The sequence below is a fragment of the Bradyrhizobium barranii subsp. barranii genome, assembly GCF_017565645.3.
Taxonomy (GTDB): Bacteria; Pseudomonadota; Alphaproteobacteria; order Rhizobiales; family Xanthobacteraceae; genus Bradyrhizobium; species Bradyrhizobium barranii.
Genome location: NZ_CP086136.1, coordinates 8,233,563 through 8,257,035 on the forward strand (window position 1 = coordinate 8,233,563; position 23,473 = coordinate 8,257,035).

A 23,473-nucleotide genomic window follows, 5' to 3' on the forward strand; every position below is an offset into this window, starting at 1 on the left:
CCCGATGGTCAGCATCAGTGCTCTTCCGATTCCTTGACTGCCACCATATCGGCCTCGCTGGCCTGTCCCGTGAGCACGCGGACGAGGTCGTAGAGAAGGATGACTGCGGCCGATACGCCGAAGATCACGCCGACCGCGTAGAAGATGGCCATCGAAAGGCCGGTCGCCGGCGCGCGATCGTCGATGTTGATGATGGTCTGGCGCCAGCTGCCCGAGAGCAGCAGCCAATCGGCAAACAGCATCAGGCAATAGTTGATGATGAAGCAGATGCGTTTTCCGTAAGCCGGCAGCATGCGGACCAGGCTGTCGACGCCGAGATGCGCGTGCTCGCGCAGCGCGACGATGGCGCCGAGGAAGGTCAGCCAGACCAGCAGCCAGCGCGACAGCTCCTCCGAAATCGTGATGCCGGAGTTGAAGCCGTAACGCAGGACGACGTTGCCGAACACCAGCACCACCATCACTGCAAGACACGCGGCAATGACGGCTTTCAGGAACGTGCAGTAGAGGTCAAGAGCTCGCGCCATGCGTGACGTCCGGGCAAATGAGGGGTGTGAGCCGGCCAGTGGCCGGCCCCGCCGCCTGCGTGATGGAGACGTCGGCTACTTCACGTCCTTGCGGATGCGCTCGACCTCGTCGTTGAAGAGCTTCACCGTCTCGGACCGAAGATTGGCCGAGATCTTGTCCACGACCGGCTGCACTGTCTTACGCATGCGATCGGTCTCTTCAGGTGCGATCGCATTGTACTGCATGCCCTTGGCCTGCAATTCCGCCAGCGCCTTTTCGGTCTGAAGGCGCGTCTGCTCCTTCTGGTAGTCGCGGCTCTCTGCATAAGCCTCGCGCATCAGGCGCTGCTCGGTCGGCGACAGCTTGTCCCAGAACACCTTGCTCACCAGAATGATGTTCAGGGTGAAGGTGTGGTTGGTCGCGGAGACGTATTTCTGCACTTCGTAGAACTTGTTCGAGAGAATGACCGTGTAGGGATTCTCCTGGCCGTCGACGGTGCGGGTCTCGAGCGCCGAATACAGCTCGCCGAAGGCCATCGGGACCGGATTGGCCTTAAAGGCGCTGAAACTTTCGAGATAGACCGGGTTCGGAATCACGCGAAGCTTGAGCCCGCTGAAGTCCTCGACCTTCGTGATCGGGCGGGTGCTGTTGGTGACATTGCGGAAACCCAGGCCCCAATAGCCGAGACCGATCAGCCCCTTCGACGGCAGCGTGTCAATCATCGCGTTGCCGAATTTACCGGTCGCGAGCGCGTCGGCCTGCTCGGTCGTGTTGAAGAGGAACGGGAAGTCGACGAGGCCGAATTCCGGAATGACGGTTGCGAGCGAGGTGGTCGAGGCCGACAGCATCTCCTGCGTGCCGCCGCGCAGTGCCGATTGCTGCTGCAACTCATTGCCGAGCTGGGAGGCTGCGAACTCTCGCACCTTCATCTTGCCCCCGCTCTTCGCCAGCAGGATCTCGGCAAACTTCTGCACGCCAAAGCTGACAGGGTGATCGGTGTTGTTGAGGTGGCCCCACCTGATCGTCCGCTCCTGGATGTCGTCAGCGGCGGATGCGCCGACCGTCAGCGCCACGCAGATCGCCGTCGCAGACAGCGCCCGTATCAACAAGCTCATCGTTTCCTCCCTGTTCACCGGGGCACGAACGGCGGCTTAAGGCCTTGTTTTCCGTACCCTCCGTTTATTTACACATCATACATATATTTCCATGTCAAACGACAAAATCAATTTCATATGAGATTTCAGTAGACGTCATGTGTCGTCGGTCTGCTATATTGCTGGCAACATTGATGGTTCGGCCGCCGCACGGCGGGCCGGCAATCCGGACAGCGGGACTAGAGCGCATGACGACACTCGAGGAACGGCCAATGTCGGCAGGCGACAGCGGCTATCAGCGCATTCGCTCCGACATCATTTTCGGCGTGCTCACGCCTGCCGGGCGTCTCAAGCTCGATGCCATGAAGGAAGATTACGGCGTCAGCATCTCGACGCTGCGCGAGATCCTCAATCGCCTCACGTCCGAGGGTTTTGTGGTCGCCGAAGGCCAGCGCGGCTTCGAGGTGGCGCCGATCTCGATCCAGAACCTGCGCGAGCTCGCCGAGCTGCGCATCCTGCTGGAGCATCACGCGATGGCCGAGTCATTCCGGGCCGGCGACGTCGAGTGGGAGGGCCGCGTCGTGTCCGCGCATCACAAGCTGGCGGCGACCGAACGCACCGTCCTCAAGGAAGGCGACGATCCCGAGCTGCGCAAGCGCTACGACGGCGAATTCCACCAGGCGCTGATCTCGAGCTGCGGGTCGCGCGAGTTGATGCATACCCATGCGATCGTGTTCGACAAATACTTCCGCTATGCGCTGCGCTACCGCGGCACGGAGACGATCAACCAGCACAAGGCCTTGCTGGAAGCCGCTCTGAAGCGTGACATCAAGAGCGCCAGGGCCGTCCTCAGCGACCACATCAATGGCTGCGTCGCGCATGCGCTGTCCTCCTGGAAGGACAGCTGACCGCCTTCGCCCGCCCAAGAGATCAAGTCGTCAGCGAAGAAGAACGATCAATGAGTTCGAAAATTCCGTTCTCCACGGCAAGGCTCGACGGCCTGCTCGACGATTTCGGCATCGACGTGCTGATCGTCACCGCGAAGCACAACATTCAGTACCTGCTCGGCGGTTACTATCACTTCCAGTTCGATTACATGGAAGCGATCGGCATCAGCCGCTATCTGCCCATCTTCGTCTATTTGAAGGGCGCCCCGGAGAAGTGCGCCTATGTTGCCAACCGGAACGAGCGGGACAGCGTCGAGAACAGGACCGCCGCCGGATACTGGATGCCGCCGGCCGTATTCGGATCGTCGACCTCGGTCGAGGCGATGGCGCTCGCGCTCAGGCATGTGAAGGCGGTCGCGACGACGGCGCTGCGTGTCGGCGTCGAGATGTCGTTCCTGCCCGTCGATGCCGCCGATGTACTGCGTCGGGATCTCGCCGATTCCCAGCTCGTCGAGGCGATGCGCCCGCTCGAGAAACTGCGGTCGATCAAGACCGCAGCCGAGCTGGAGATCCTGCGCGAAGCGTCCGAGCGCGTGGTCGCCTCCATGATGGATGCGGTGAACCACGCCCGGCCCGGACACAGCAAGCGCGAGATCATCGGGCATTTGCGGCAGGCCGAATTTTCCCGCGACATGATCTTCGAATACGCCCTGGTGACGATGGGAACGAGCCTCAACCGGGCGCCGTCCGAGCAACGTCTCGAGCGCGGCGATATCGTGTCACTGGATTCGGGCGGGAATTACAAAGGCTATATCGGCGATCTCTGCCGGATGGCCATGCATGGGGCGCCGGACGGCGAGCTCGTCGATCTGCTCGGCGAAATCGACCTGATCCAGCAGGCGGCCCGCGCTCCGATCCGCGCCGGTCTCATCGGCGCCGATATCTACGCTGCAGCGAACGAAGCGCTTGCGCGGTCTCCTCACGGCAAGCACATGCACTTCGTCGCCCATGGCATGGGCATCGTCAGCCACGAAGCGCCGCGCCTGACGGCGAGCGGACCCATTCCCTACCCCGCCGACGACGCCAATGCGCCGCTTGAGGCCGGCGTGGTCATCTCGATTGAAACCACGCTGCCTCACAAGCGACGGGGTTTTATCAAGCTCGAGGATACCATCGCCGTCACCGCCGATGGTTATCAGGCCTTTGGCGATAGCGCGCGCGGCTGGAACCGGATTCCGGAATGACTGCGAAAACGATTCCCGCGCACAGGGTCGAGACCGCGGTCGCCAGCGCGGACATTCTTGGCGAAACGCCGCTGTGGTGCGACCGGTCCCGCAAGCTGTGGTGGATCGACATCGACGGCCGGCTTCATCAATCCTTCGATCCCGCGACGGGCGCCCATTACAAAGCCTCCTATGATTGCCAATTCGTCGGCAGCCAGGCCCTGACGTCAGACGGTTCGCATCTGCTCGCGCAGGACTTGACCCTCGACCATCGCCAGACCGTCGTCGAGGTCGAACGCGGCCTGGACAACCGCCTCAACGACGGCCGCGTGGACGCGCGCGGCCGCCTGTGGATCGGCACTATGGACAATCAATTGCACCGGCCGAACGGCTCGCTGTACCGCGTCACCGGAGACGGTCAGGTGACGCGCCTGTTCGACGACGTCATCGTGTCCAATGGGATCGCGTTCTCGCCCGACAATCGGACGTTCTATTTCACGGACACGCGGCGTTACTGCACCTGGGCGTTCGACTTCGATCTCGACGACGGCCTGATCAGCAACAGGCGCCTATTTGCGGATTACAGCGCCTCCGGAGAAAGACCTGACGGCGCGTGCGTTGACGTCGATGGCGGGCTGTGGACGGCGTTCTTCTCGGGCGGTCGGGTGGTGCGTTATCGGCCTGACGGGACGATCGACACGGTCATTCCCCTGCCTGTCACCAATCCGACCTGTCTTTGCTTCGGAGGAAGCGATCTCAAAACGCTGTATGTGACGACGGCCAGAAAATTCCTGGATCGGCAGCAGCTTGACGTCGAGCCGCAGGCCGGCCATCTCCTGGCCATTGACGGCGTCGCGCAGGGGCTGCCGGAACACCGTTTCCGGATCGGTTAGTTCCGAGGGATCCTACCGCGCGAGCAGCAGCTCCAACTGGCCCCGCGCCTTCTTCACGGCCGCCGCGAACCAGCTTTGACCTGGCGCCTCCTTGGCAAAGCATTTTGTGTAGGCGTCCATGGCCCCGTCTTCCTTGGCCATGGAATCCTCCGGTGTCTTCCTCGCCATCATTTGCTTCCAGACTTTTTCGCAGGCCGGAATCTCGGCCGTCTTCACCGCATTGGTGACAGCGAGAAAGAAGACCTTGTCGCCCTGGATCGCGACGACGTCGATTTCATGGGGCGGCCCCTTCAGGTCGCCATTGCCGCGTAGTAGCTGGCCGACTGTAACAACGACGCGATTGACCCAAAGCGGAACTCTGCGATAGAGGTCCACCGCTCGCAGCTCTCCACCGGAAGGATGGTAACGTTGCACTTCATCTCAAGTAATTCACATTGGAGCGTGCGCAATTCCGAGTGAAGCTGGATCACGTTTCCGATCAGCCCAACGCGCTTGATCTAGATCAAGAAGTACGTCGCCATTGTGCAGCATGCGTGAGACAACGTCGTAGAACTGGCCCAAGGCAGTTGTTTCGAGGGCACAGGAGCTACCGGCATGCCGTTGCTGGCATATCTCTGGAAGGTCGGAGCGGCGTTGCTCTTACTGCTCTTTGTCGCAGACTATTGTGTTCCGAGGGGGCAAATCCCTGAACAGGTGCCGGCTGATCGACCAGCAATACGCATTCACTCCGATCGCAAATGGCCGGAGCGAATTGTGCTCGATGCCCGGTCGCCGACAATCGTTTCCGCCGCACCCGCGGTCAAGATCCCAGATGTCGCGATGTCGTCAGGCGTCACCGAACCGCCCGTCAACCGGATCGATAACCCGACAGTCGCGAATGCACTCGCAATGCTGCCGCGTCCAGATGCACGCCCGCCCGAATCTATCGATCGCAAGCGACAACACAAGACATCAAACGTCGCCGCCCGGCCGAGACGGCACGTCAAGCCGCAGATGCTTCTAGTGGCACGACAAGGACAGTTCGGCTGGTTCGGCTTCAGAACCTGGTGATCGGCGTCCGGGCAAAATCCAAACGCCGAGTCTCGCGGCCCCTATTCATACATCGCACAGACACCTCCACGTCGCATGTCGAAGGCTGGAGCTGGAAGCCAACAGGGGGAACGGTATGAAAGTAGACCTTCTGCGAGAACGGATGCGCTTGAGCATCAACGATTGGCTGCTGACGCTACTCACAATTCTCCTCGTATCGATCGTCTTCGTCTTTGCGCCTCTTCAAGCGACCGGCCATTTTGTTCTCCATGCCGGGGCAATTACCATCTTGCTTGCTGTGATGGCGAGCATGGCGATTATCTCGAAGAGCAAGATCGCACTTGGAATGATGTTACTTGGGCTTATTGCGAACGTCATCGTGCTCTTGCAGCGCTATTACTACGCTTGGCCCTACAACTTGCATCTGCTGGCGGCGTCATGGTTGCTGATCGCCATAGCCTTGGGAGCTGTCGTTACGAGGGCCGTATTCGGTCCAGGCTACATCACCTATCACCGCGTCGTCGGCGCTGTCCTCGTATATCTTTTGATTGCCGTGGGATTTGCCTGCCGGCCGCCGATGCATTCAAAGGCATCGAGTTCGTGGATGACTGATCGCTTGCGAGCAAGGTTTTCTATTTGAGCTTTGCCACGCTGACGACGACCGGATACGGCGACATCGTGCCCGTCCATCCATGGGCAAGGAGCCTCTGCAACATCGAAGCGGTTATCGGGCAACTGTATCCGGCGACGTTGTTGGCGCGATTAGTCACGCTGGAGCTACCAACAATCACCGTAGCGCCGGTCTTAAGCTGCAGACCGGTGGCAGAGTTCTGCGCCGCAGCGCCGCAAGCAAACAGATCCAAACTCGGGCCCTGCTGTCCTTTGGTGCAATGAACTTTAGGACAATACCGAGAATGCACTATCCCTGAAAATCTTGTCACCACGCACGCCGCTAACCCGGCACCGGAATTGCACGGTTACCAGGCCCATCATCACCAGATTAAGGAATGGGTCCAATGCTGATGCATATCACCTCAGTGTCGGTGCCTCATCCGCACTCCCTTTGCGAACTGGGGATACCGACCGAAACCAATCCGATCGTCAGCCTGAGCCAACTTACCTATCGGAAGTGCAACAAGATCTACGGCGAAAAGGAACCCGCCGATTATGTCTATCAGATCAAGTCAGGCGCGGTACGAAGCTTCAAGCTGCTTCGTGATAGCCGCCGGCAAATCGGCGCCTTTTACGTTTCCGGCGATATCTTCGGACTGGAGAATGGAAGCCTGCACCGCTCTACGGCAGAAGCCGTCGTGGACACGACGGTTCGCCTCATTCGGCGACAAAATCTCGATGTAATTTCCGGCAGTGATGGCGCGCTGGCCAAGCATCTGCTCCGCATGACCACCAGCAATCTGAAGCATGCGGAAGACCATATGCTGCTCCTTGGACGCAAAACCTCGATCGAGCGCGTCGCGGCCTTCATCCTTGAGATGGACAAGCGGCTCACCGACGCCGGCATTTTAGCACTGCCAATGTCACGGCGTGATATCGCGGACTACCTTGGACTCAAGCTGGAAACCGTTTCGCGGGCGTTATCGCATCTGCGCGCGCTTGGCATCCTCGGCTTCATCGGTGCCACCCACCGCCAGATCGTACTGTTGGACCGGCAGCAACTCGCCGGCTTCGATCCTCAGAATTGACAGCCGGGTCGAAGCGAAGACCCTTTGTCGTTCTTAATTGAGAGGCCCCGGTGCCATGCCGGGGCCTCCAATCTGCGCGAAGTACGGTTCAATAGCGAGCGGTGACCGGTGCCGAATAACCGCCGAAACGATAGTTCAACCGAAGTGTGACCAAGTCCACATCCTGACTGACCCCGTTGCCGAGAAGGGTGATGCCCCCTGGCGTGACCACGCCTGCGAAGGATGTGTTGTCACGCCCCATCCAGAGATGGTCGTATTCGATGCCGAGCGACCAATTCGGCGAGAAACCGTATTCCCAGCCGACACCGAGGGCACCGCCCCAGCGCGTGTGACCTGCGGAGGCCAGGCCGACTCCGGTGAGGTTGTTGAAGACATCAAAGCGATTGCGCGTCACCGCAGCGCCACCTTTCACGTAGAACAGCGACGCGTTCCATGCCCATCCGAGTTGAGCCGTGAACAGCCCAATGCCATCAATCTTGCCTGTGGTTGAGATCAATGGATCGATCAAGCTGACGCGTGTGTTCTTGATCTCGGCCCAGTCACCCTGCGCCTCCAAGCCGAGCACAAACTGGTTCGTTTGCCAGCGGTACCCGATCTGCCCGCCAACAAGGCCGCCCGAACGATCAGCGCAACCACCTGCGACTGTCCCGGCGGGCGTCAGGAAATCCACGCAACCATGGCTCTGCCCCCAGCCTCCGTTGGCGCCAATGTAGAATCCGCTCCAGTTGTAGATCGCCACCACCGGCGCCGGCGGCGCCGCCTTGACGGCCATATCGGCGGCCATGGCAGGAGCCGTCATGCTCAGCGCTGCGAGACTGAGCGCAGCCATCGAAAGCCTTTTCATCGTCCATATCCCCTTGCTCAGAGCTTTTCGTTCAGAGAACGCGAGCTCTTATGAGGTGCTGCGAACGTCCAAAGTCAAAAGCGATGAGACCCTAAGCCCGTAACAAAATGGCAACACTCGAGAGCGGTGTGTGCACCGGAACGTGCTTATTCCGCGTCGGGACCTGTATCTGGCTCAGCGTTCCATTGTTCATCGACAAGCCAAGCTTGGATGCGGGGCGACGGAATGAGTTGCCTGGGGACGTGCGGATTGATCGTGCCCGCAAATACAACGAGACCTTCGTCGAGCTTTGCACGAACGAATGCCTTGGCCTCTGCTTCCGTAGCGAAGGTCCTTGTTTCCCGAGGGCTCCGCTGCTTCGGCAGCGTGCCGCGTTTACGAACCTCGAAGGTGACATACCAAGTCGGCGTCATGCACGCACCAACTAATCGCCCTAGCCCAGTCGGTCTCTTGTTTTGGTGCGGGTATCACGAAGCTGGTTGATCTGAATCAAGATCGCGGTTGGTGCTGTCAGCAAAACGAGGTGACGGGAGGCAAGAACACGGAGGATGTCCGACGGAGTTAACGCACAGCCCAGTTCACCCTCGATGTACGTCAAGGTCGCTCATGTCTCCGCGCACACGCTATCGTAAGCCGTAGGAATGCGGCTTCTGCTACCCTTAGGAGGACCATCATGAAGGCTAAGATGCGACTTTCGATCAAGTCAGTGACGGTTACAAGAGTCGCTGCCAGCGCACTTCTGGGACTTGCAGGGGCCACGCTTGCTCCATCACCGGCCCGCGCGATCGTGTATTGCCAGTACGTCGACTATCCGGTGGGTTGCGTTGCCCGGGCTGGCGTTGCCCTCCGGCCACGGCCCGTCGCGCGCGCCGCATCCGTCATAACGTGGGCGGTAATGCCAATGGCGGCGTTAATCGCGTCGGAGCGCGTCGATAGAGGATTTGCCGCGGGCCACTAGCCGTGGTGCATAAACCAACCTCGTGACCCGCGGTAGCATTCAACACCACTTCTCAAGTAGCGATGTCGCCTCTTGGCCCCAAGCGGTCGACCCAGCATGTCCGCTAGATGTCCGCTCCTTGGGGTGAAGCAGACTTGATATGCTCAGGCCGAGTTCTTCCGGGTGTGACCCAGAACGGACGTCTGGCGCATGACTAGCTGGCGACTGCGCACCCCAATTTGTGCCGAACATGCGATTGCGCCGTGTGCGGTTAGCCGAGGTACTCGGATAGGATGTTTTTCGTGTCACAGTTCGTCGTTTTTTGCGAGGGACCTCGCGGAAAGCAGTTGGTCTTTGACCGACATCGAGCTACCCCTTGCTTATGAGCAAGAGCAGGAGTTTCCGGCTTGTTCTGATCAAGCCGTCACAATACGACGCCGATGGCTACGTCATTCGATGGTGGCGCGGCGGCCTGCCTTCGAACTCATTGGCCTGCCTTTACGGCATCGCGCTCGATTGTCGTGAACGCCAGGTTCTCGGGCCCGATTTCGACATCGAGATCGACGCCATCGATGAGACCAACTGGAAGGTGCGTGTCGCGGATCTGGCGCGCGCAATCAAGGCCGCGGATTCCGGCATGGTGATGCTGGTCGGAGTCCAGTCGAACCAGTTTCCCCGATCGCTTGATCTGGCGAGACGGTTTCGCAAGCTCGGAATCCACGTTGCGATCGGCGGCTTCCATGTGTCCGGCACCCTCTCGATGCTGCCGGAGCGCGATCCCGGCGTTCAGGAGATGATGGACCTCGGTGTGTCGGTCTTCGCAGGCGAGGCCGAGGGACGGCTGGAGGAGCTGTTGCAGGACGCGGCCGCCGAACGATTGCAGCCTCTCTACAACTACATCGACGATCTGCCGCACCTGGAGAGCCAGCCATTGCCGATCATTCCCCGCCAGCAGATCCGGCGGGTTATCGGCCACACCACGAGCTTCGACGCCGGGCGTGGCTGCCCGTTCCAGTGCTCGTTCTGCACCATCATCAACGTGCAGGGCCGCAAGTCGCGACGCCGCAGCGCCGACGACATCGAGGCCGTGATCCGCGCCAACGTCGCCCAGGGCGTCTTCGCCTTCTTCCTCACCGACGACAATTTTGCGCGCAACAAGGATTGGGAAAGCCTGCTCGACCGCATCATCGCGCTGCGCGAGAAGGAGGGCTGGGACCTCCGCTTCACGATCCAGGTCGACACGCTTTGCCACAAGCTACCGAACTTCATCGAGAAATGCGCCAAGGCCGGCGTCCGGCGATGCTTCATCGGCCTCGAAAACATCAACCCGGACAGTCTGCTCGGCGCCAAGAAGCGGCAGAACAAGATCACCGACTATCGCGAGATGATGCTGGCCTGGAAGAAGGCCAGGATCATGACCGTCGGCGGCTACATTCTGGGCTTTCCCAACGACACACCGGAATCGATCGTCCGCGACATCGAGATCATCAAGCGTGAGCTGCCGATCGACATGCTGGAGTTCTTCTTCCTGACGCCGCTGCCGGGCTCGGAGGATCACAAGACGCTCTACATGAAGGGCGTCGCGATGGATGCGGACCTCAACAAATACGACCTGGACCACGTCACGGTCGACCACCCCGCCATGTCCAAGGCGGACTGGGAGCGGGCCTGCGAGCTCGCCTGGAACACCTATTACAGCTGGGAGCACATCGAGACCCTGATGCGGCGTGCCGCGGCCATGGGCAACAATGTCGGCAAGATCGGGACCTACGCGCTTTATTTCAAAGGCTACCATCCCATCGAGCAGGTCCATCCGCTCGAAGGGGGTGTGCTGCGGCTCAAGAGCCGCGACGAGCGGCGTCCGCATCTGCCGGTCGAGCCGGCCTGGTCGTTCTATCCGCGCTATGTCGCCGAGACCGTCCTGAAGGCCGCGCAATGGGCATCGCTAGCGCTGCGCCTCCACCGGCTGGCGCGCAAGGTCAAGTCGGATCCGCACCGGCTCACTTATGTCGATGAGGCGATCACACTGCGGCCCGACGAGACCGAGAATCTGGACTTGTACAAGACGCGGTCTAGCCAGGCGTTTCTCGATCAGCGGCGGCATATCGAAGAGGCGCAGAAACCTAAGCTGTCCGTGCGGTAGTTGCAAACTCGCGCTAGTTGATTCTCAAGCCGCCACGAACCATCGCATCCTCACAGATTGACGGACAAGCGACGTGCGTTTGCACCGAACAGCCCCAAAACGTCCACTTCCGTTCTGCCGCCAGGAGCAGACATGCCGGTGACCGGCCGCTTTGCGCCAGAAGCGGTCCTTCCATAATTGCTCATTCCGTAAATTGAGCCATCGGGAAAGTCTGGCTTCGGCAACAGTGCTCCTCAACCGATGATCACAGGCAGCCGGTCTGAGCCATCGAGAATCGGTGTCTGAGGCCCGTTAACGGCAAGGTGAGATTAAAGTTTCCGGCTTTGCGCCAGCGGGCGCGGCGGACACCGGGTTGCGCTGTTTTGCGCCTGCCCCATTGCGCTTGCCGCACCTTGGCTCATACTGACGCGTGGCAACAGGACCATCCGCCATGTCGAATGCCGCCTTGGCCCCCCTGAACGAGACGATCACGATCGCGGAGCTCACGCGCGATCCCTATCCGATCTATAAGCGCCTGAGGCGCGAAGCGCCCGTGTTGCGCGTCAAGTCCGTGGGCCGCACGTTCCTCACCAAGGCTGCCGACACCAAATACGTGAAGGACAATGCGGCGTTGTTCAGCTCCAACGATCCGAACACGCCCATGAAGCGCGCCTTTCTCGCGCATACGCTGATGCGCAAGGACCACGACGAGCATCGGACCGAACGCATGGCGATGATGCCGGCCCTGATGCCGAAGACGATCGAATCCGTCTGGGGGCCGCTATATGCGAACCTGGCGGCGGCGTATCTCGACCGGCTGCCGCGCGGCGAGGTTGTCGATCTCTTTCCCGCGCTCGCGGGACCGCTTGCCGCGCGGATGCTGGCGCATGCGATAGGCGTTCCGGACGCGAGCGATGAGGACATGCAACGATGGTCGCAGACGCTGATCGACGGTGCCGGCAATTTCGGCTGGACGCCAGGGCCTTTCCAAGCGACCGATATCGCCAATGCGGAAATGGACAAATGTATCCGCGCGAACGCCGAACGCGTGCGTGCCGAGCCGGATTCCTCAGCGCTCTCCTTCATGGTGAACGCGAAGACTCCTATTCTGGAAAGCCAGATGATCGCCAACGTAAAAATCGCGATCGGCGGCGGCATCAACGAGCCACGCGACGCCCTGCTGACGATCCTCTACGGCCTCCTCACCAATCCCGATCAGCTCGACAGCGTGCGCGCAGGCGACAAATGGCGCGCCGCCTTCGAGGAAGGGGTCCGGTGGGTGGCGCCGATCCAGGCGAGTTCACGGCTCGTTATGGAGGACACGGAGATTCGCGGCTGCTTCATCCCGAAGGGCGACACCGTGATGACGATCCAGGCCTCCGCCAACCGAGACGAGGACGTCATCGAAGACGGCGAGAACTACAACGCGCTTCGCGCCCCCAATCCTCACCAGGCCTTTGGCAACGGCCCGCATCATTGCGCGGGCGCGCACCTGTCGCGGCGAACTGTCGGGGACATCCTGATGCCGATGCTGTTCGAGCGCTTTCCCAACATGACCTTGCCTGATCCTGCGAGCGTGCGCTGGCACGGATTCGGTTTCCGCGGCCCCCTCAATCTGCCGCTTCGACTGCAATAGGGTCGGCGCGAGGGACGAGGGAGAAGCGTTTAGTTTATTTGTCTCACCAAGCGATGACACAGAATTCCTCGACGCTTGTGAGCGGGCTCTGATTGGTTTGTCGGAGCCCCGAACAGGGAAAGAAGGCGCAACTCTAAAACCTTCTCTCAACTTGTAAAACGGAGCGAGAAGGTAGAGAATAAACTTCATCAGCTCGGTATTACACTATGCCGATTCAGGTGCGCAGGCCGACGCCATCACCTCAGCGAGGTTGCTGTCCTTGCCGCGCCACCCTCATGTGCTCAACGCGAAAATGGTCACCACGCCGGCCTGGTAAACTACTTATCGCAGGTAGCCGAGCGAGGATTCCTTGGGCAATACCTCTGGACTGGAGCCAACCTAGGGAGGAAGGCCATGTCGCAACACGCACTCACAAATCCTGAGCTGCCGAAGCGGACACTATCTTGGGTGATATGGACAGGTATAGCGGCGCTGGGCGCATTCGCACTTGCTGGCATCGCGCTCAATCGCAATGAGCCAGTTAGTGCGGCCTGGCTAGTGACCGCGGCTATCTGCGTTTACCTCATCTCTTATCGGTTTTACGGCAAGTTCATCGCCGAGAAGGTCTTGAAGCTGGACGACACACGCCTGACGCCGGCCGAACGCCATAATGATGGGCTCGACTACGTTCCTACCAACAGATACGTCGTCTTCGGTCATCACTTCGCGGCCATCGCGGGGGCCGGTCCACTGGTCGGGCCGGTGCTCGCTGCACAGATGGGCTATCTGCCGGGAACTCTTTGGATCCTCGTAGGAGTGGTGTTTGCGGGCGCGGTACAGGATTTCGTTATTCTGTTCTGCTCGATGCGACGCGACGGCCGCTCACTCGGCGAAATGGTGAGAATGGAAATGGGCCCAATCGCGGGCGGCGTCGCCCTCGTTGGCACCCTCGGGATTATGATCATAATCCTCGCCGCGCTCGGCCTGGTCGTCGTGAAGGCATTGGGCGAAAGCCCATGGGGCACGTTCACGGTTGCCGTCACGATCCCGACCGCCATGGTCATGGGCGTCTACATGCGGAGCATTCGGCCAGGCAAAGTGGGAGAAGCCTCTGCATTCGGCGTGATAGTTCTCTTACTCGCCATCTGGTATGGCCAGTACGTGGCCCAGGACGCAACGCTCGGGCCAGCTTTCACCTACAGCGCACCTGCCCTGGCTTTGGCAATCATCGTTTATGGCGCCATCGCCTCCATGCTGCCAGTATGGCTCCTCCTCGCTCCTCGCGATTACCTCAGCACGTTCCTCAAGATCGGCGTCATTGTCGCGCTCGCGATCGGTATATATCTGGTCCAGCCCGACCTAAAGATGGGAGCGGTGACCCGTTTCACCGACGGTAGCGGACCAGTGTTTTCCGGCCCACTATTCCCGTTCCTCTTCATCACCATCGCATGCGGCGCAGTGTCAGGCTTTCACGCGTTAATCTCGTCGGGCACAACGCCAAAGATGATCGAGCGAGAGTCGGACGCCCGTTTTGTCGGTTACGGCGGCATGCTAATGGAGTCTTTCGTCGCCATAATGGCACTTTCCGCTGCATGTGTGCTCGATCCTGGCATCTACTTCGCCATGAACAGTCCGGCGGCGGTAATCGGCGACACGCCCCAAAGGGCAGCCGAGGTAATTAGCAATTGGGGGTGGGTGATCACCCCTGAAGCGATCAATCAGACCGCAACTGACGTGGGCGAACACACTATCCTCAACCGAGCCGGCGGCGCTCCGACTTTAGCGGTGGGTATGGCGCAAATCATGGCTCAGGCCTTTGGAGGTAAGGCGCTCGAGGCGTTTTGGTACCACTTCGCCATCCTATTCGAGGCACTGTTCATCCTCACGGCGGTTGATGCCGGCACCCGCGCAGGCCGATTTATGATTCAGGATCTGCTCGGCAACATCTACGCCCCGCTCGGCCGCACAGAGTCCCTGTTTTCCAATGTGGTTGCTACACTGCTCTGTGTCGCCGCGTGGGGCTACTTCGTCTATCAGGGCACGATCGACCCGCTTGGCGGAGTGAATACGATCTGGCCGCTATTCGGCATCTCGAACCAGATGCTCGCCGGCATTGCACTTCTGTTGGCTACTACCGTGCTGATCAAGCTCAAGCGGGAGCGCTACGCATGGGTGACGCTTGCGCCCACGGCTTGGCTTCTGGTTTGCACCCTGACGGCAGGGTGGATGAAGGCATTCTCGTCCGATCCGCGCATCGGATTCTACGCGTTGGCCAACAAGTACAGCGAGGCGGCTTCGGCTGGCACCGTCCTCGCTCCGGCCAAGAGCATTGCCGAGATGGAGCGTGTGGCTTTCAACAACTACATATGCGGCACGCTCACGGTGCTGTTCGTTGCTCTCGTGCTAGTCATGGCTTATTTCACGCTGCGAATGTCGCTGAAGGCGTTCCGCAACGCCATGCCGAGTGCGGCTGAGACGCCACCTGCAATTCGTGAGGGAGGATTGTCTGGTGCTCCTGCGTAATGTTCGGAAATCGGTCCTGTCGTGCCGGGAAGTCACTGGGGCGACGGTAGAAGAGTGCTTTGCGTGCGCGCGGGACGCGGCCAAACAACTGCGCATGGGCTGGCTTCGGGCCATTGGTGCGCCCGATTATAAGGCCTACTTGATCCACCATGCGAGGCGGCATCCTGGCACGGCACCAATGGCTGAGCGCGAATACGTCAACATGTTCATCGAGCGGCGCTTCGATGGACGTAATGCTGGGCGCTGCTGCTAGTTCATACTCCGGAGTGGCAAGATCAGGCTCTAGCCGATTGAGGTACTCGGTTCCATCGCCGGTGCTCCCGACCGCGTGAGGTGATGCCTTCAACTCGGTGCGGCCGCGGATTTGACGGAAGTCAATCTTTCGGCTTCATCCTACAAAACGACCAGGGAGCTTCGTATTGGCGTTACGCAGTATTGCAGTGGTGGAGCCGGCTAAAAATCAGCTTTTGCGAAATTTTTTGCGTCCTTCAATTTCCGACTTTTGCAACACTATCCGCCACAGGTGGTCATCGAACACTTACTGAAGCGCAGGTTCCGTCACGTCGTGTTCTCAGGACGATGTCCGCCTACATTCCGCAGCCACTGAGCCCAGAGCAAAGTGGGCGAACATGGAAGCTCGCGGGAGTCCTGGCGAAAGCAGCCTCCATTTTCGATTCCATGCAGGAAGCTGAGCAATGGTTGGAACGGCCGGCTATCGGCTTGAACCGTATGCGTCCGGCGAAGGCCCCGGGTAGTCCGTTTTTTGACTGCAGCCGCGGGCAAAGTACGCCCCCTATAAGTTTGTCCCCTAATCGGGGCAAAGTAGGTCCCCTAGCCCAAAGAGCTCCGCTGGCGACGGCGGAGCTCTTCGCATTCCTTCAAGTTTGTTGCTGCCCAATAGACCCTCGCTGGGAAGCCTCCATTTCCGCCGCGGCGATCCTGGTCACACTGAAGCGGTAACCATCACCGGCACGCAATTGTTGAGGCCGGCCGGAAAAGCCCCATATTCTGGTAACGTGCGGGGATCCGCTGTCGGACCGGCCCGCCGATTGAAGAATTCGTGAGTCCTCCCGGTCCGCTCAAGAAGCGTCGCAGAAAACAGGCTTCAAATGACGGAGGCGCCGCGGCGCGTCAGGAGAGCAGATGGCGAATTTTGGCGAAAACGACCGGTTCCGATCCCGGATGTTCGAAGAAGGCAACAATCTCCGGTTCGAGCGGCCTATCGACGAGGCGTCGCGCCAGTGGTGGCTGGGGAAGTTCTACGACACGTTCGATCTGACACCAGAGGGCATGGCCGACCGCATCACCAAAAGTGCGCCTGGATCGAAGTCTACCGTCTATCATTTCATCGACGGCGCCAGAGAGGCATTCTCACTACGGGTCGACGGAGATTTTCCGGGTACGCAGGAGTTCGGGTTCGCCCATCGGGAGCTCGATCTGAAAGGCTCAGCCTTCAACGCCGAAGGAATGGCCGTCTCCGACGCAATGCAAGGCGGCGGCTATGGAAGCCGTCTCATGGGAGACCTGATCGACACCCGCCTGATCGGGATCGACCGGATCAAGCTGCGTGCGGAGCGCATCGGTCGCTATGTCTGGATCAAGATGGGGTTTCGTCCCACGGATGACGCATGGCGCCAGATGAAGATCGAAGCCTACGGATTCCTGGTGCAGCACATGGAGACTTTGCGCCGGCAGAAGCTCGACGTGACCGAGCTGATGAGGGAGATCGAGGCTGGCGGCCCCAAAATGGCCCTCACGATCGCGGCCTTGGGCGCGAAGGTCCCGAGCAATGATATTCCGGCCCGCTTTGGACCGAAGCTGATGCCGTTCGGGAAGGTCTTCTTCCTGGAAGTCGCGTCGCCGTGGAGCGGCACGCTTGATCTCCGGGACGGCGAGCAGATGAAGAACGTAGAAACCTACCGCGAAACGAAGTAGACTGAGGCATGTCTCAACTTCCCGATGGTCACGTTCGATACCCCAGCCATAGCTGGGGGCCGTTTGCCGAGGACCCCTCGCTCGACGTGGGGATCACCGGAGAGGCATTGGCCGAGGCCGTCAGGGGAGCCTGGATCGAGGCCGGCGGCACCGATGAGACCTTCGGAGAGACGTTCCCGCATCTTGCCGAAAGCAGGCCTAAGCAACCGATGCCGGCTTGATCCGGGACCACCCTCCCGAACGAACTCGAAGCGGAACGCGCCTGCTCACCGGGTTCGAGACCTACATCCTCAATCGCATCAACGACGGATCGGCCGGCAGCGGATTGATCGATACACTGCCGTTCCACGTGGCCGTCGCCGCGCGGGAACTGTTCGGCGCCGTCGCCTCGTTCGAGCGCGCCTGCATTCCGGAAGGCGGACGTGTGGTGTTCAACATCAAGGCCAATGACTACCGCCTGATTGCCATAGTTCAATATCGTGATGGCGTGTTGATACTCCGCTTTTTCGGCAATCATGAAGACTATGAAAAGGTCAACGCGGAGACGGTGTGATGAAGGCAACATTGATAATTATCCAGCCGGAGGGGCGAGTGGGTAGGGAGCTAAAGTTACCTCTCACCTCGGCCGGGCAGCAGAGGCAAACCCAATTCGCGAGCTCGTCGCCTAACGGATGCGATGTGACGTCCAATCTCCCGCGCCATCGCTGGCACTCTTTCCTTACGTTGCGCGAGTTCGATCAGCAGCTTGGTCTCTTCTTCGGTCCATTTGCGGGGTTTTGCGGGCTCCATTGCTGCTCTTGCTCCACGAATCGAAACCGGCATCAGTCTGTGACTGCGATTCTGGCCCGATGAAGGCGATCACGTTCGCCGTCGTCGGGCCTGCACCTTGGTACAATGATGGTCTCCGGCCAGTCGCCCTGTGGCTCACCGGGCATATTCGACGTCGCGCGTCAGGAACATCTAGGCCGGTGGTTAACCCTGTTGGCAAACACCCCGTACGTGGTACGTGAGCCGCCGCCATGTTGCCTCATGGATCGATGAATTTTCACCGGCACTATTTTAAGGTGGAGAAGCATCATGCTGAGAATGGTGTCGTTGGGTCTCCTCATCCTATTGGGTGTTGGATTTCTGGTGTCGATGGAACTCAGAAATCCGGCGCGAAGTACAGTAGCGGTCGTCCAGCCCCTTGCCGAAACGACCGTAGGCATTTCCGATTCACATGGTGCGTTGGCGAAAGCTGATCGACTAGAAATTGCCGCTGCGAGCAGCGAAACTCCAGCGCAGCCTTCTCTAGTCGAGGAACGCATTTCTCCATCGGAAGGCATGGGTATCGATTCTTCGGACCCCCCCAAGGTGATCGACCACCATCGGCACCATCCCAAATCAAAGAAGGTTGCCGCTGCCCTTCCTAAGTCGAAGTCAAAGGAACCCGAAATCAAGCGAACTACCATTTCCGGGCGTTCAAAGGCTGCCGGCGACACCGAGCCCTGTCGGCTAAGCGCGTTCGGTGGTTTGCGTAAGGCTTTGAACTCAATCGACTGCGAGATCTGAATAGGAAGCTGGACGATGCGCCCTTGAAGCCCTCAGCTGCACACGGTCCGACCAACGGACCAGCAAAGGCCGCCGACAGAGCCAGCACCAGCCGGCCATTGCCCTTGGCGTAGCGCGCCACGTTCTGCTGCCTGTCAATCGGCTAGCAATTTTGGACGCCGATCCCCCGGCTTAGGGGGCAATATTGCAGGCCGAATGACAGCGTTGCCCCGCAAGGCGTACGGGCCGCCGCTAAGCGCCCGTGAGATGTCGGCTTTGATCGCTGAAGCGGTGGATGCGATCAGCGTCCGCGAACCCGCTCAGTATCGCGCGATAGACGCAAGTCGCCGGATGTAAATGCCGCTGGACGCTGATGTCCGTTTCTCCCCCAACAGCGGCGCTAAAGCGGACATCGCCGGAGGTCTGGGTTGGGCCAAAAGCCGACTCCCTACGGCACCGTACCCCTCACGACCCAGGCAGTAGCTGCGTAGGAACGGGGACCGTCCGGCTCACCATCGAGATAAGCCAATTGCACCGCATCGTGCAGCTTAGCCTTCGCGGCGCTGTCCAGCGAGCCAACAAAGGCGGCGATCGGTCCCTCGCTGCCTTCAGCAGGAGCCCAAAAATCCACAAACGAAGCATAGTCCATGCGGATGGTCCGTGTATCTTGCACGACATCATTTAAGTCTGCCGCGCGCCACGCCTGCGCCAGATTGCCGGGCCGGCTCAGGGGCCGCGTGTACGCGCGCGCCCGCGCTTCGTGCCCACGTGGATCGAGCATCGCGGCGGTGTCGAAGATCATCCGGAAAGCCACAAATCCGCCACGCGTATCCCATGTCGCGGCGGCGACGGTACCGCCCGGTCGGGTCACCCGCTTCATCTCGCGTATCGCCAGATCGGTGTCGGGCGCGAATTGCAACGCCAGCATAGAGAGTGAGTGATCGAAACGGGCATTTGCGAACGGTAAGGCACAGGCATCACCGACCTCGAATGTGAGACGCGGATTGCTATTTCTACGCCTTGCGTGTTCGATGTAGGTGAGTGCCAGGTCAAGGCCGATGACACTGCCGATCGCGGAATTGCCGGCGAGGCAAGCGGCGAGATTTCCGGTCCCGCAGCCGACGTCAAGCACACGGGCGCCACGATCAATCCCCGCAAAGTCGATCAACAGCGGTGCGAGGCGCCGACTCCATCGCCCCATTTGCAACTCGTGCGCGTCGCCGTCGTTCGCCAGAAAAGACTGCATCGGGGCGCTACTCACCGGCCTCCTCCACTATTTGCGCCCGAGGCCGGCGGAGCGGCCCAGCTCGGCATCAGTTGCGATCTGCTTGGCTACCAGTGCATCCAAAGTATCGGGGGTCAATTGCATGGGCTCGATGCCGAAGTTTATCACGCACTTTTGGATCGGCGAGCGCCTTGCGCGTTTCAACCGCAAGCCTGTCGGATCCGGACGGGAAGAGATCGCTTACTGCTGGGAGCGGGACGGCTCGGACGCTCGCCCCCTAAACCCGCGTCGGAGCCGTTTCGTCTTTGTGTGAGATTACCAATGCTGCAGATCACAGCACAGAACATGAGCGGTGATTCTGAGCAGGAATTATTTTGCTGATGGCATGGTCGGTTGCTTGGGCACTTTACATTTCTGCCCTCATGAGCGACCGAATGTACGGCGCGAGTAGCTTGAGATTACAGACGTGACCCGTTTGCGAAAATCTCGCACGTCGGCGGGTTCCCTGAAATGCGCATCCTTGATCACGGGCGTCAGCTCGTTGCGAAGGGCTTCAGGCAGTGCGGCCATAAGTTCGTTCAGCGGTCCGTGAGGTGGAATTCATCGCGACCGAAATCCGAAAGAGCAAAGCCGTCGCGCGCCAGCGTCATCGCCGGAGCCAGGACATCGGGAAGCGATTTGCGTCCAAAGCGCGCGAGCAGCTCACACCAGCCCGCGAGATTTCCGGGCGTTGAGGCCGCCTGCGCGCCGCGCTCGAGCTCGAGGCGGCTGGTGTATCTGCCGACCGGGAAGCTCGCGGGCGTCGGCGGCGCTAAGTCGAGCACGCGAACGCGCTTCTCGCTTGCGACCCAGATCGTGGCCAGTCCAAACCCGGCAAGGCCCGACATGAACGGTTCGACCACATTGAGGGCGGCCGCGGTGGCAACGGCCGCATCGAAAGCGTTGCCGCCCTGGATCTGGAGCCGTGCACCAGCCTGCGCCGCAAGCGGATGCGCGGCAACGACCATGCCGTGCCGCGAGAACAGCGTCGGACGCCCATATGTCCAGGCGAGTTGCACCTGTTCAGGCTTCCCCGCGATCAACGACCGCTCGCCGCTGCCTGGATCGCCTCCGACATGATCTCAAGACCGCGATCGATTTCGGCCTCGGACACCGTGAGCGGCGGCGCGATTCGGAACACCCCGCCCATGCTGGGCAGCTTGACGATATTCATGCTGAGACCACGGCGCATGGTTTCCTCCATGATCCGCGCGCCGAGTTCGAAGCCCGGCGCCTTCGACTGCCGGTCGACGACGATTTCAAGACCGAGCAGAAGCCCGCGGCCTCTGACGTCGCCGACGCATTCGAACCTTTGTTGCAACGACAGCAATCCATCCCGGAGCCTGTTGCCCCTGGCGGTCGCCTGCGCGACCAGCCCGTCGCGCGCGACCACGTCGAGCACCGTCACGCCGACCGCGGCGGGCAGCGGATCGGAGACATGCGTGGTGTAGAATAGAAAGCCGCGCTCGAACGCGGCCTGCTCGATGGCCTGGGTCGTCATAACCGCGGCGAGCGGCAGGCCCGCGCCGAGCGTCTTCGACAGCGTGAGAATGTCCGGCACCACGCCGTCGCGCTCGAAGGCAAACATCTGCCCGGTGCGGCCAATTCCGGTCTGGGCCTCGTCGAGGATCAGCAGCATCCCGCGCTGTTCACATTTTCGCTTCAGTGCGGCGAGATAGCCGAGCGGCAGCTCCAGAATGCCGCCGCTAGACAGGATCGGCTCGGCGATGAAGGCCGCCAGATTGCCGGTCGACTGGCTGTCGATCAACGCGAACGCATCGTCCAGCTCGGTCTGCCAGTCGTTGCTGCCATCGGCGGTCTTGAAACGTGGCCGATAAGCGTTTGGCGCGGGAATGACGAACGATCCAGCCGCAGCCGGCCCGTAACCGCGCCGGCCCGCGCTGTAGGTCGCTGATGCCGCAGCGCCGGTCATGCCGTGCCAGCTTTGCGCGAAGGCAACGATCTCGTGCCTGCCGGTGACGAGCTTCGCCATTCGGATCGCCGCTTCGTTGGCTTCCGCACCTGTCGTCAGCAACTGCACGCGCTCGAGGCCGGGAGCAAGCGCGGCGAGGCGCTCGGCCAACGTCACCACCGGGCGCGAGAGCATGCCGCTGAAGAGATGAGCGACCGCACCCATTTGCCGCGCGACGGTTGCGACGATGTCGGGATGCGTGTGCCCTAGCACGGCACTCATCTGACCCGAGGTGAAATCGAGGATGGCTCGTCCATCGGCGTCGTACACGAAACTGCCGGCCGCCCGCTCGATAATGACGGGTTCGAAACTCGGGCCGTAGCGGGTCAGATGCGTGTTGGCGGAAGCCCAGAAATCGGGATCGCTATTCAAGGTCATGACAAGCCACCTTCATTCGGGATGCCAGACCTCTAGCCAATGATTTGGCTTCAGGCTAATTGATATAATTCAACCTGGATATCAATCTGACTGATACGGATGCTGGATCTCACCCTTCTGAGAAATTTCATCATCGTGGCCCGGGTCGGTTCCATCAGTCTGGCCGCCCTGCAGATCGGCCGGACGCAGTCCGCGCTCAGCATGCAGATGCAACGGCTGGAAGAGACGATCACGCAGCCGCTGTTTCACCGCAGCGGGTCCGGAATGAGGCTGACTGCGGCCGGCGAGAAACTGCTCGCCCACGCCGAGACGCTGCTGGCGCAGCACGACGAGATTCTGGCCGACATGAGCGGTGAAGGGCTCAAGGGGACGCTGAGCCTGGGCTGCCCGGAGGACTATTCGATCGCCTTCCTGCCGGCGCTGTTGAAGGGGTTCTGCGCGCTCCATCCCAATGTCGAACTGCGCATGGTCTGCGCCCCGACCTCCGAGCTGCGCCCCATGCTGGCGCGGCGCCAGATCGACATGGCGCTGGTCTCGCTGTCTGATGCCGGTGCGAGCGACGTGATCCGCCAGGAGCGCTTCGTCTGGGTGGCGAACGAGGCCGAACCGAAAATACTGACGCAAGACGTCCTGCCTCTGGCCCTGGCAGCACCGATGAGTCTGGACTACCGCGCAGCCTGCGCCGCGATGAACGCGGTCAATCGGCGCTACAGGGTCGCTTACGCCAGCAACAGTCTCGCCGGCCTGATCGCGATCGCGCGGTCCGGTCATGCGATCAGCGTCCTGACGCGAACCGCCGTTCCGTTCGATCTTCACGTCGTGTCGGCCGGATTGCCTCTGCTTCCGACGATCGGCATCGCGCTTGAATTCTCGGAGGCCAAGCCGTCTTTGTTGTCGACAACGCTGGCCGAGCACGTTCGCACCGTGCTGCCCGGACTGAAGACCAAGGCAGAGATCGATTGAGAGGGGTATCGGGAGAGGACGTCGCTGGTGTCCCGAAGGAGCTTATTGTCATGGGCCTCG

General features: G+C 60.6%; 23 protein-coding genes and 3 pseudogenes. 18 read left to right on the forward strand and 8 right to left on the reverse strand.

Annotated elements, in window-relative coordinates; all coding sequences use genetic code 11:
- Positions 1-14 precede the first annotated feature (14 nt).
- The gene (locus J4G43_RS40215; protein ID WP_071915797.1) at positions 15-524 is read right to left on the reverse strand and encodes a TRAP transporter small permease; all 510 of its coding nucleotides are present in this window, start codon (positions 522-524) and stop codon (positions 15-17) included.
- A 75-nt stretch (positions 525-599) separates the two neighbouring features.
- A complete protein-coding gene (locus J4G43_RS40220) occupies positions 600-1,619 on the reverse strand; it encodes a TRAP transporter substrate-binding protein (protein ID WP_208088271.1) in 1,020 nt (339 codons plus the stop codon).
- A 227-nt stretch (positions 1,620-1,846) separates the two neighbouring features.
- Here J4G43_RS40220 and J4G43_RS40225 point away from each other — a divergent pair, with 227 nt between their 5' ends.
- The 3 genes from J4G43_RS40225 to J4G43_RS40235 are packed head-to-tail and all read left to right on the forward strand — an operon-like array spanning position 1,847 to position 4,601.
- Positions 1,847-2,506, forward strand: a complete 660-nt coding sequence (locus tag J4G43_RS40225; protein ID WP_135217137.1) for a GntR family transcriptional regulator — start codon at positions 1,847-1,849, stop codon at positions 2,504-2,506.
- A gap of 50 nt (positions 2,507-2,556) precedes the next feature.
- Positions 2,557-3,729, forward strand: a complete 1,173-nt coding sequence (locus J4G43_RS40230; RefSeq protein ID WP_208088272.1) for a M24 family metallopeptidase — start codon at positions 2,557-2,559, stop codon at positions 3,727-3,729.
- Positions 3,726-4,601 (forward strand): SMP-30/gluconolactonase/LRE family protein, encoded by an 876-nt coding sequence (locus J4G43_RS40235; protein WP_071915801.1) that lies wholly within the window; start codon positions 3,726-3,728, stop codon positions 4,599-4,601. Before J4G43_RS40230 ends, J4G43_RS40235 begins: the two co-directional genes overlap by 4 nt.
- Positions 4,602-4,613: 12 nt before the next feature.
- Here the strand turns inward: J4G43_RS40235 and J4G43_RS40240 are convergent.
- A pseudogene (locus J4G43_RS40240) lies at positions 4,614-4,913 on the reverse strand (hypothetical protein); the annotation flags it as partial.
- Positions 4,914-5,195: 282 nt separating this feature from the next.
- On the opposite strand from J4G43_RS40240, the gene J4G43_RS40245 reads away from it, so the two are divergent.
- The 4 genes from J4G43_RS40245 to J4G43_RS40260 all read left to right on the forward strand — a co-directional run bounded on the left by J4G43_RS40245 (position 5,196) and on the right by J4G43_RS40260 (position 7,330).
- Positions 5,196-5,651 carry a hypothetical protein gene (locus J4G43_RS40245; RefSeq protein ID WP_155795335.1) on the forward strand — a complete coding sequence of 152 codons (456 nt, stop codon included), beginning with the start codon at positions 5,196-5,198 and terminating at the stop codon, positions 5,649-5,651.
- A 148-nt stretch (positions 5,652-5,799) separates the two neighbouring features.
- Positions 5,800-6,270: a hypothetical protein gene (locus J4G43_RS40250; RefSeq protein ID WP_225005373.1), complete on the forward strand. Its 471-nt coding sequence runs from the start codon at positions 5,800-5,802 to the stop codon at positions 6,268-6,270.
- 38 nt (positions 6,271-6,308) lie between these two features.
- Positions 6,309-6,524, forward strand: coding sequence for a hypothetical protein (locus J4G43_RS40255; protein WP_223154068.1), 216 nt, complete (start codon positions 6,309-6,311; stop codon positions 6,522-6,524).
- A 122-nt stretch (positions 6,525-6,646) separates the two neighbouring features.
- A complete protein-coding gene (locus tag J4G43_RS40260; RefSeq protein ID WP_071915804.1) occupies positions 6,647-7,330 on the forward strand; it encodes a helix-turn-helix domain-containing protein in 684 nt (227 codons plus the stop codon).
- A gap of 88 nt (positions 7,331-7,418) precedes the next feature.
- Here J4G43_RS40260 and J4G43_RS40265 read toward each other — a convergent pair whose 3' ends face one another.
- Both J4G43_RS40265 and J4G43_RS40270 read right to left on the reverse strand, forming a co-directional pair.
- Entirely contained in the window at positions 7,419-8,174 is a 756-nt protein-coding gene (locus tag J4G43_RS40265) for an outer membrane protein (protein ID WP_208088273.1), read from the reverse strand.
- A gap of 146 nt (positions 8,175-8,320) precedes the next feature.
- Complete coding sequence (locus J4G43_RS40270) at positions 8,321-8,587, reverse strand: hypothetical protein (RefSeq protein WP_071913258.1); 267 nt, start codon at positions 8,585-8,587, stop codon at positions 8,321-8,323.
- Positions 8,588-8,847: 260 nt separating this feature from the next.
- Here J4G43_RS40270 and J4G43_RS40275 point away from each other — a divergent pair.
- From J4G43_RS40275 to J4G43_RS40315, 10 genes and pseudogenes are all read left to right on the forward strand, one after another.
- Positions 8,848-9,110 (forward strand): annotated as a pseudogene (locus J4G43_RS40275) (hypothetical protein).
- Between the two features lie 383 nt (positions 9,111-9,493).
- Complete coding sequence (locus J4G43_RS40280) at positions 9,494-11,254, forward strand: B12-binding domain-containing radical SAM protein (protein ID WP_208088274.1); 1,761 nt, start codon at positions 9,494-9,496, stop codon at positions 11,252-11,254.
- Positions 11,255-11,684: 430 nt separating this feature from the next.
- On the forward strand, positions 11,685-12,869 hold the full coding sequence (locus tag J4G43_RS40285; protein WP_208088275.1) for a cytochrome P450: 1,185 nt from the start codon (positions 11,685-11,687) through the stop codon (positions 12,867-12,869).
- A gap of 393 nt (positions 12,870-13,262) precedes the next feature.
- On the forward strand, positions 13,263-15,371 hold the full coding sequence (locus J4G43_RS40290) for a carbon starvation CstA family protein (protein WP_208088276.1): 2,109 nt from the start codon (positions 13,263-13,265) through the stop codon (positions 15,369-15,371).
- A 94-nt stretch (positions 15,372-15,465) separates the two neighbouring features.
- Entirely contained in the window at positions 15,466-15,624 is a 159-nt protein-coding gene (locus J4G43_RS56155) for a YbdD/YjiX family protein (RefSeq protein ID WP_071915810.1), read from the forward strand.
- Between the two features lie 344 nt (positions 15,625-15,968).
- Positions 15,969-16,130 (forward strand): annotated as a pseudogene (locus J4G43_RS40295) (antitoxin); the annotation flags it as partial.
- Positions 16,131-16,514: 384 nt separating this feature from the next.
- Positions 16,515-17,306: a GNAT family N-acetyltransferase gene (locus J4G43_RS40300; RefSeq protein ID WP_208088277.1), complete on the forward strand. Its 792-nt coding sequence runs from the start codon at positions 16,515-16,517 to the stop codon at positions 17,304-17,306.
- A gap of 8 nt (positions 17,307-17,314) precedes the next feature.
- On the forward strand, positions 17,315-17,527 hold the full coding sequence (locus J4G43_RS40305) for a hypothetical protein (RefSeq protein WP_071915812.1): 213 nt from the start codon (positions 17,315-17,317) through the stop codon (positions 17,525-17,527).
- Positions 17,524-17,859 (forward strand): type II toxin-antitoxin system HigB family toxin, encoded by a 336-nt coding sequence (locus J4G43_RS40310; RefSeq protein WP_223153650.1) that lies wholly within the window; start codon positions 17,524-17,526, stop codon positions 17,857-17,859. The genes J4G43_RS40305 and J4G43_RS40310 overlap by 4 nt, the downstream gene beginning before the upstream one ends.
- Before the next feature lie 524 nt (positions 17,860-18,383).
- Positions 18,384-18,857 (forward strand): hypothetical protein, encoded by a 474-nt coding sequence (locus J4G43_RS40315; protein ID WP_208088278.1) that lies wholly within the window; start codon positions 18,384-18,386, stop codon positions 18,855-18,857.
- A gap of 427 nt (positions 18,858-19,284) precedes the next feature.
- Here J4G43_RS40315 and J4G43_RS40320 read toward each other — a convergent pair whose 3' ends face one another.
- The 3 genes from J4G43_RS40320 to J4G43_RS40330 all read right to left on the reverse strand — a co-directional run bounded on the left by J4G43_RS40320 (position 19,285) and on the right by J4G43_RS40330 (position 22,450).
- Positions 19,285-20,082, reverse strand: coding sequence for a class I SAM-dependent methyltransferase (locus J4G43_RS40320; RefSeq protein WP_208088279.1), 798 nt, complete (start codon positions 20,080-20,082; stop codon positions 19,285-19,287).
- 557 nt (positions 20,083-20,639) lie between these two features.
- The gene (locus tag J4G43_RS40325; RefSeq protein WP_208088280.1) at positions 20,640-21,143 is read right to left on the reverse strand and encodes a gamma-glutamyltransferase; all 504 of its coding nucleotides are present in this window, start codon (positions 21,141-21,143) and stop codon (positions 20,640-20,642) included.
- Positions 21,140-22,450: an aspartate aminotransferase family protein gene (locus J4G43_RS40330; protein ID WP_208088281.1), complete on the reverse strand. Its 1,311-nt coding sequence runs from the start codon at positions 22,448-22,450 to the stop codon at positions 21,140-21,142. Before J4G43_RS40330 ends, J4G43_RS40325 begins: the two co-directional genes overlap by 4 nt.
- 99 nt (positions 22,451-22,549) lie before the next feature.
- Between J4G43_RS40330 and J4G43_RS40335 the strand changes: the two genes are divergently transcribed.
- Complete coding sequence (locus J4G43_RS40335) at positions 22,550-23,413, forward strand: LysR substrate-binding domain-containing protein (protein WP_208088282.1); 864 nt, start codon at positions 22,550-22,552, stop codon at positions 23,411-23,413.
- Positions 23,414-23,473: the final 60 nt, after the last annotated feature.

Coding starts and splice junctions, on each gene's coding strand:
- J4G43_RS40215 (WP_071915797.1), bottom strand. CDS start 524: ATGGCGCGAGCTCTTGACCTCTACTGCACGTTCCTGAAAGCCGTCATT.
- J4G43_RS40220 (WP_208088271.1), bottom strand. CDS start 1,619: ATGAGCTTGTTGATACGGGCGCTGTCTGCGACGGCGATCTGCGTGGCG.
- J4G43_RS40225 (WP_135217137.1), top strand. CDS start 1,847: ATGACGACACTCGAGGAACGGCCAATGTCGGCAGGCGACAGCGGCTAT.
- J4G43_RS40230 (WP_208088272.1), top strand. CDS start 2,557: ATGAGTTCGAAAATTCCGTTCTCCACGGCAAGGCTCGACGGCCTGCTC.
- J4G43_RS40235 (WP_071915801.1), top strand. CDS start 3,726: ATGACTGCGAAAACGATTCCCGCGCACAGGGTCGAGACCGCGGTCGCC.
- J4G43_RS40245 (WP_155795335.1), top strand. CDS start 5,196: ATGCCGTTGCTGGCATATCTCTGGAAGGTCGGAGCGGCGTTGCTCTTA.
- J4G43_RS40260 (WP_071915804.1), top strand. CDS start 6,647: ATGCTGATGCATATCACCTCAGTGTCGGTGCCTCATCCGCACTCCCTT.
- J4G43_RS40265 (WP_208088273.1), bottom strand. CDS start 8,174: ATGAAAAGGCTTTCGATGGCTGCGCTCAGTCTCGCAGCGCTGAGCATG.
- J4G43_RS40270 (WP_071913258.1), bottom strand. CDS start 8,587: ATGACGCCGACTTGGTATGTCACCTTCGAGGTTCGTAAACGCGGCACG.
- J4G43_RS40280 (WP_208088274.1), top strand. CDS start 9,494: ATGAGCAAGAGCAGGAGTTTCCGGCTTGTTCTGATCAAGCCGTCACAA.
- J4G43_RS40285 (WP_208088275.1), top strand. CDS start 11,685: ATGTCGAATGCCGCCTTGGCCCCCCTGAACGAGACGATCACGATCGCG.
- J4G43_RS40290 (WP_208088276.1), top strand. CDS start 13,263: ATGTCGCAACACGCACTCACAAATCCTGAGCTGCCGAAGCGGACACTA.
- J4G43_RS56155 (WP_071915810.1), top strand. CDS start 15,466: ATGGGCTGGCTTCGGGCCATTGGTGCGCCCGATTATAAGGCCTACTTG.
- J4G43_RS40300 (WP_208088277.1), top strand. CDS start 16,515: ATGGCGAATTTTGGCGAAAACGACCGGTTCCGATCCCGGATGTTCGAA.
- J4G43_RS40305 (WP_071915812.1), top strand. CDS start 17,315: ATGTCTCAACTTCCCGATGGTCACGTTCGATACCCCAGCCATAGCTGG.
- J4G43_RS40315 (WP_208088278.1), top strand. CDS start 18,384: ATGCTGAGAATGGTGTCGTTGGGTCTCCTCATCCTATTGGGTGTTGGA.
- J4G43_RS40320 (WP_208088279.1), bottom strand. CDS start 20,082: ATGCAGTCTTTTCTGGCGAACGACGGCGACGCGCACGAGTTGCAAATG.
- J4G43_RS40330 (WP_208088281.1), bottom strand. CDS start 22,450: ATGACCTTGAATAGCGATCCCGATTTCTGGGCTTCCGCCAACACGCAT.
- J4G43_RS40335 (WP_208088282.1), top strand. CDS start 22,550: ATGCTGGATCTCACCCTTCTGAGAAATTTCATCATCGTGGCCCGGGTC.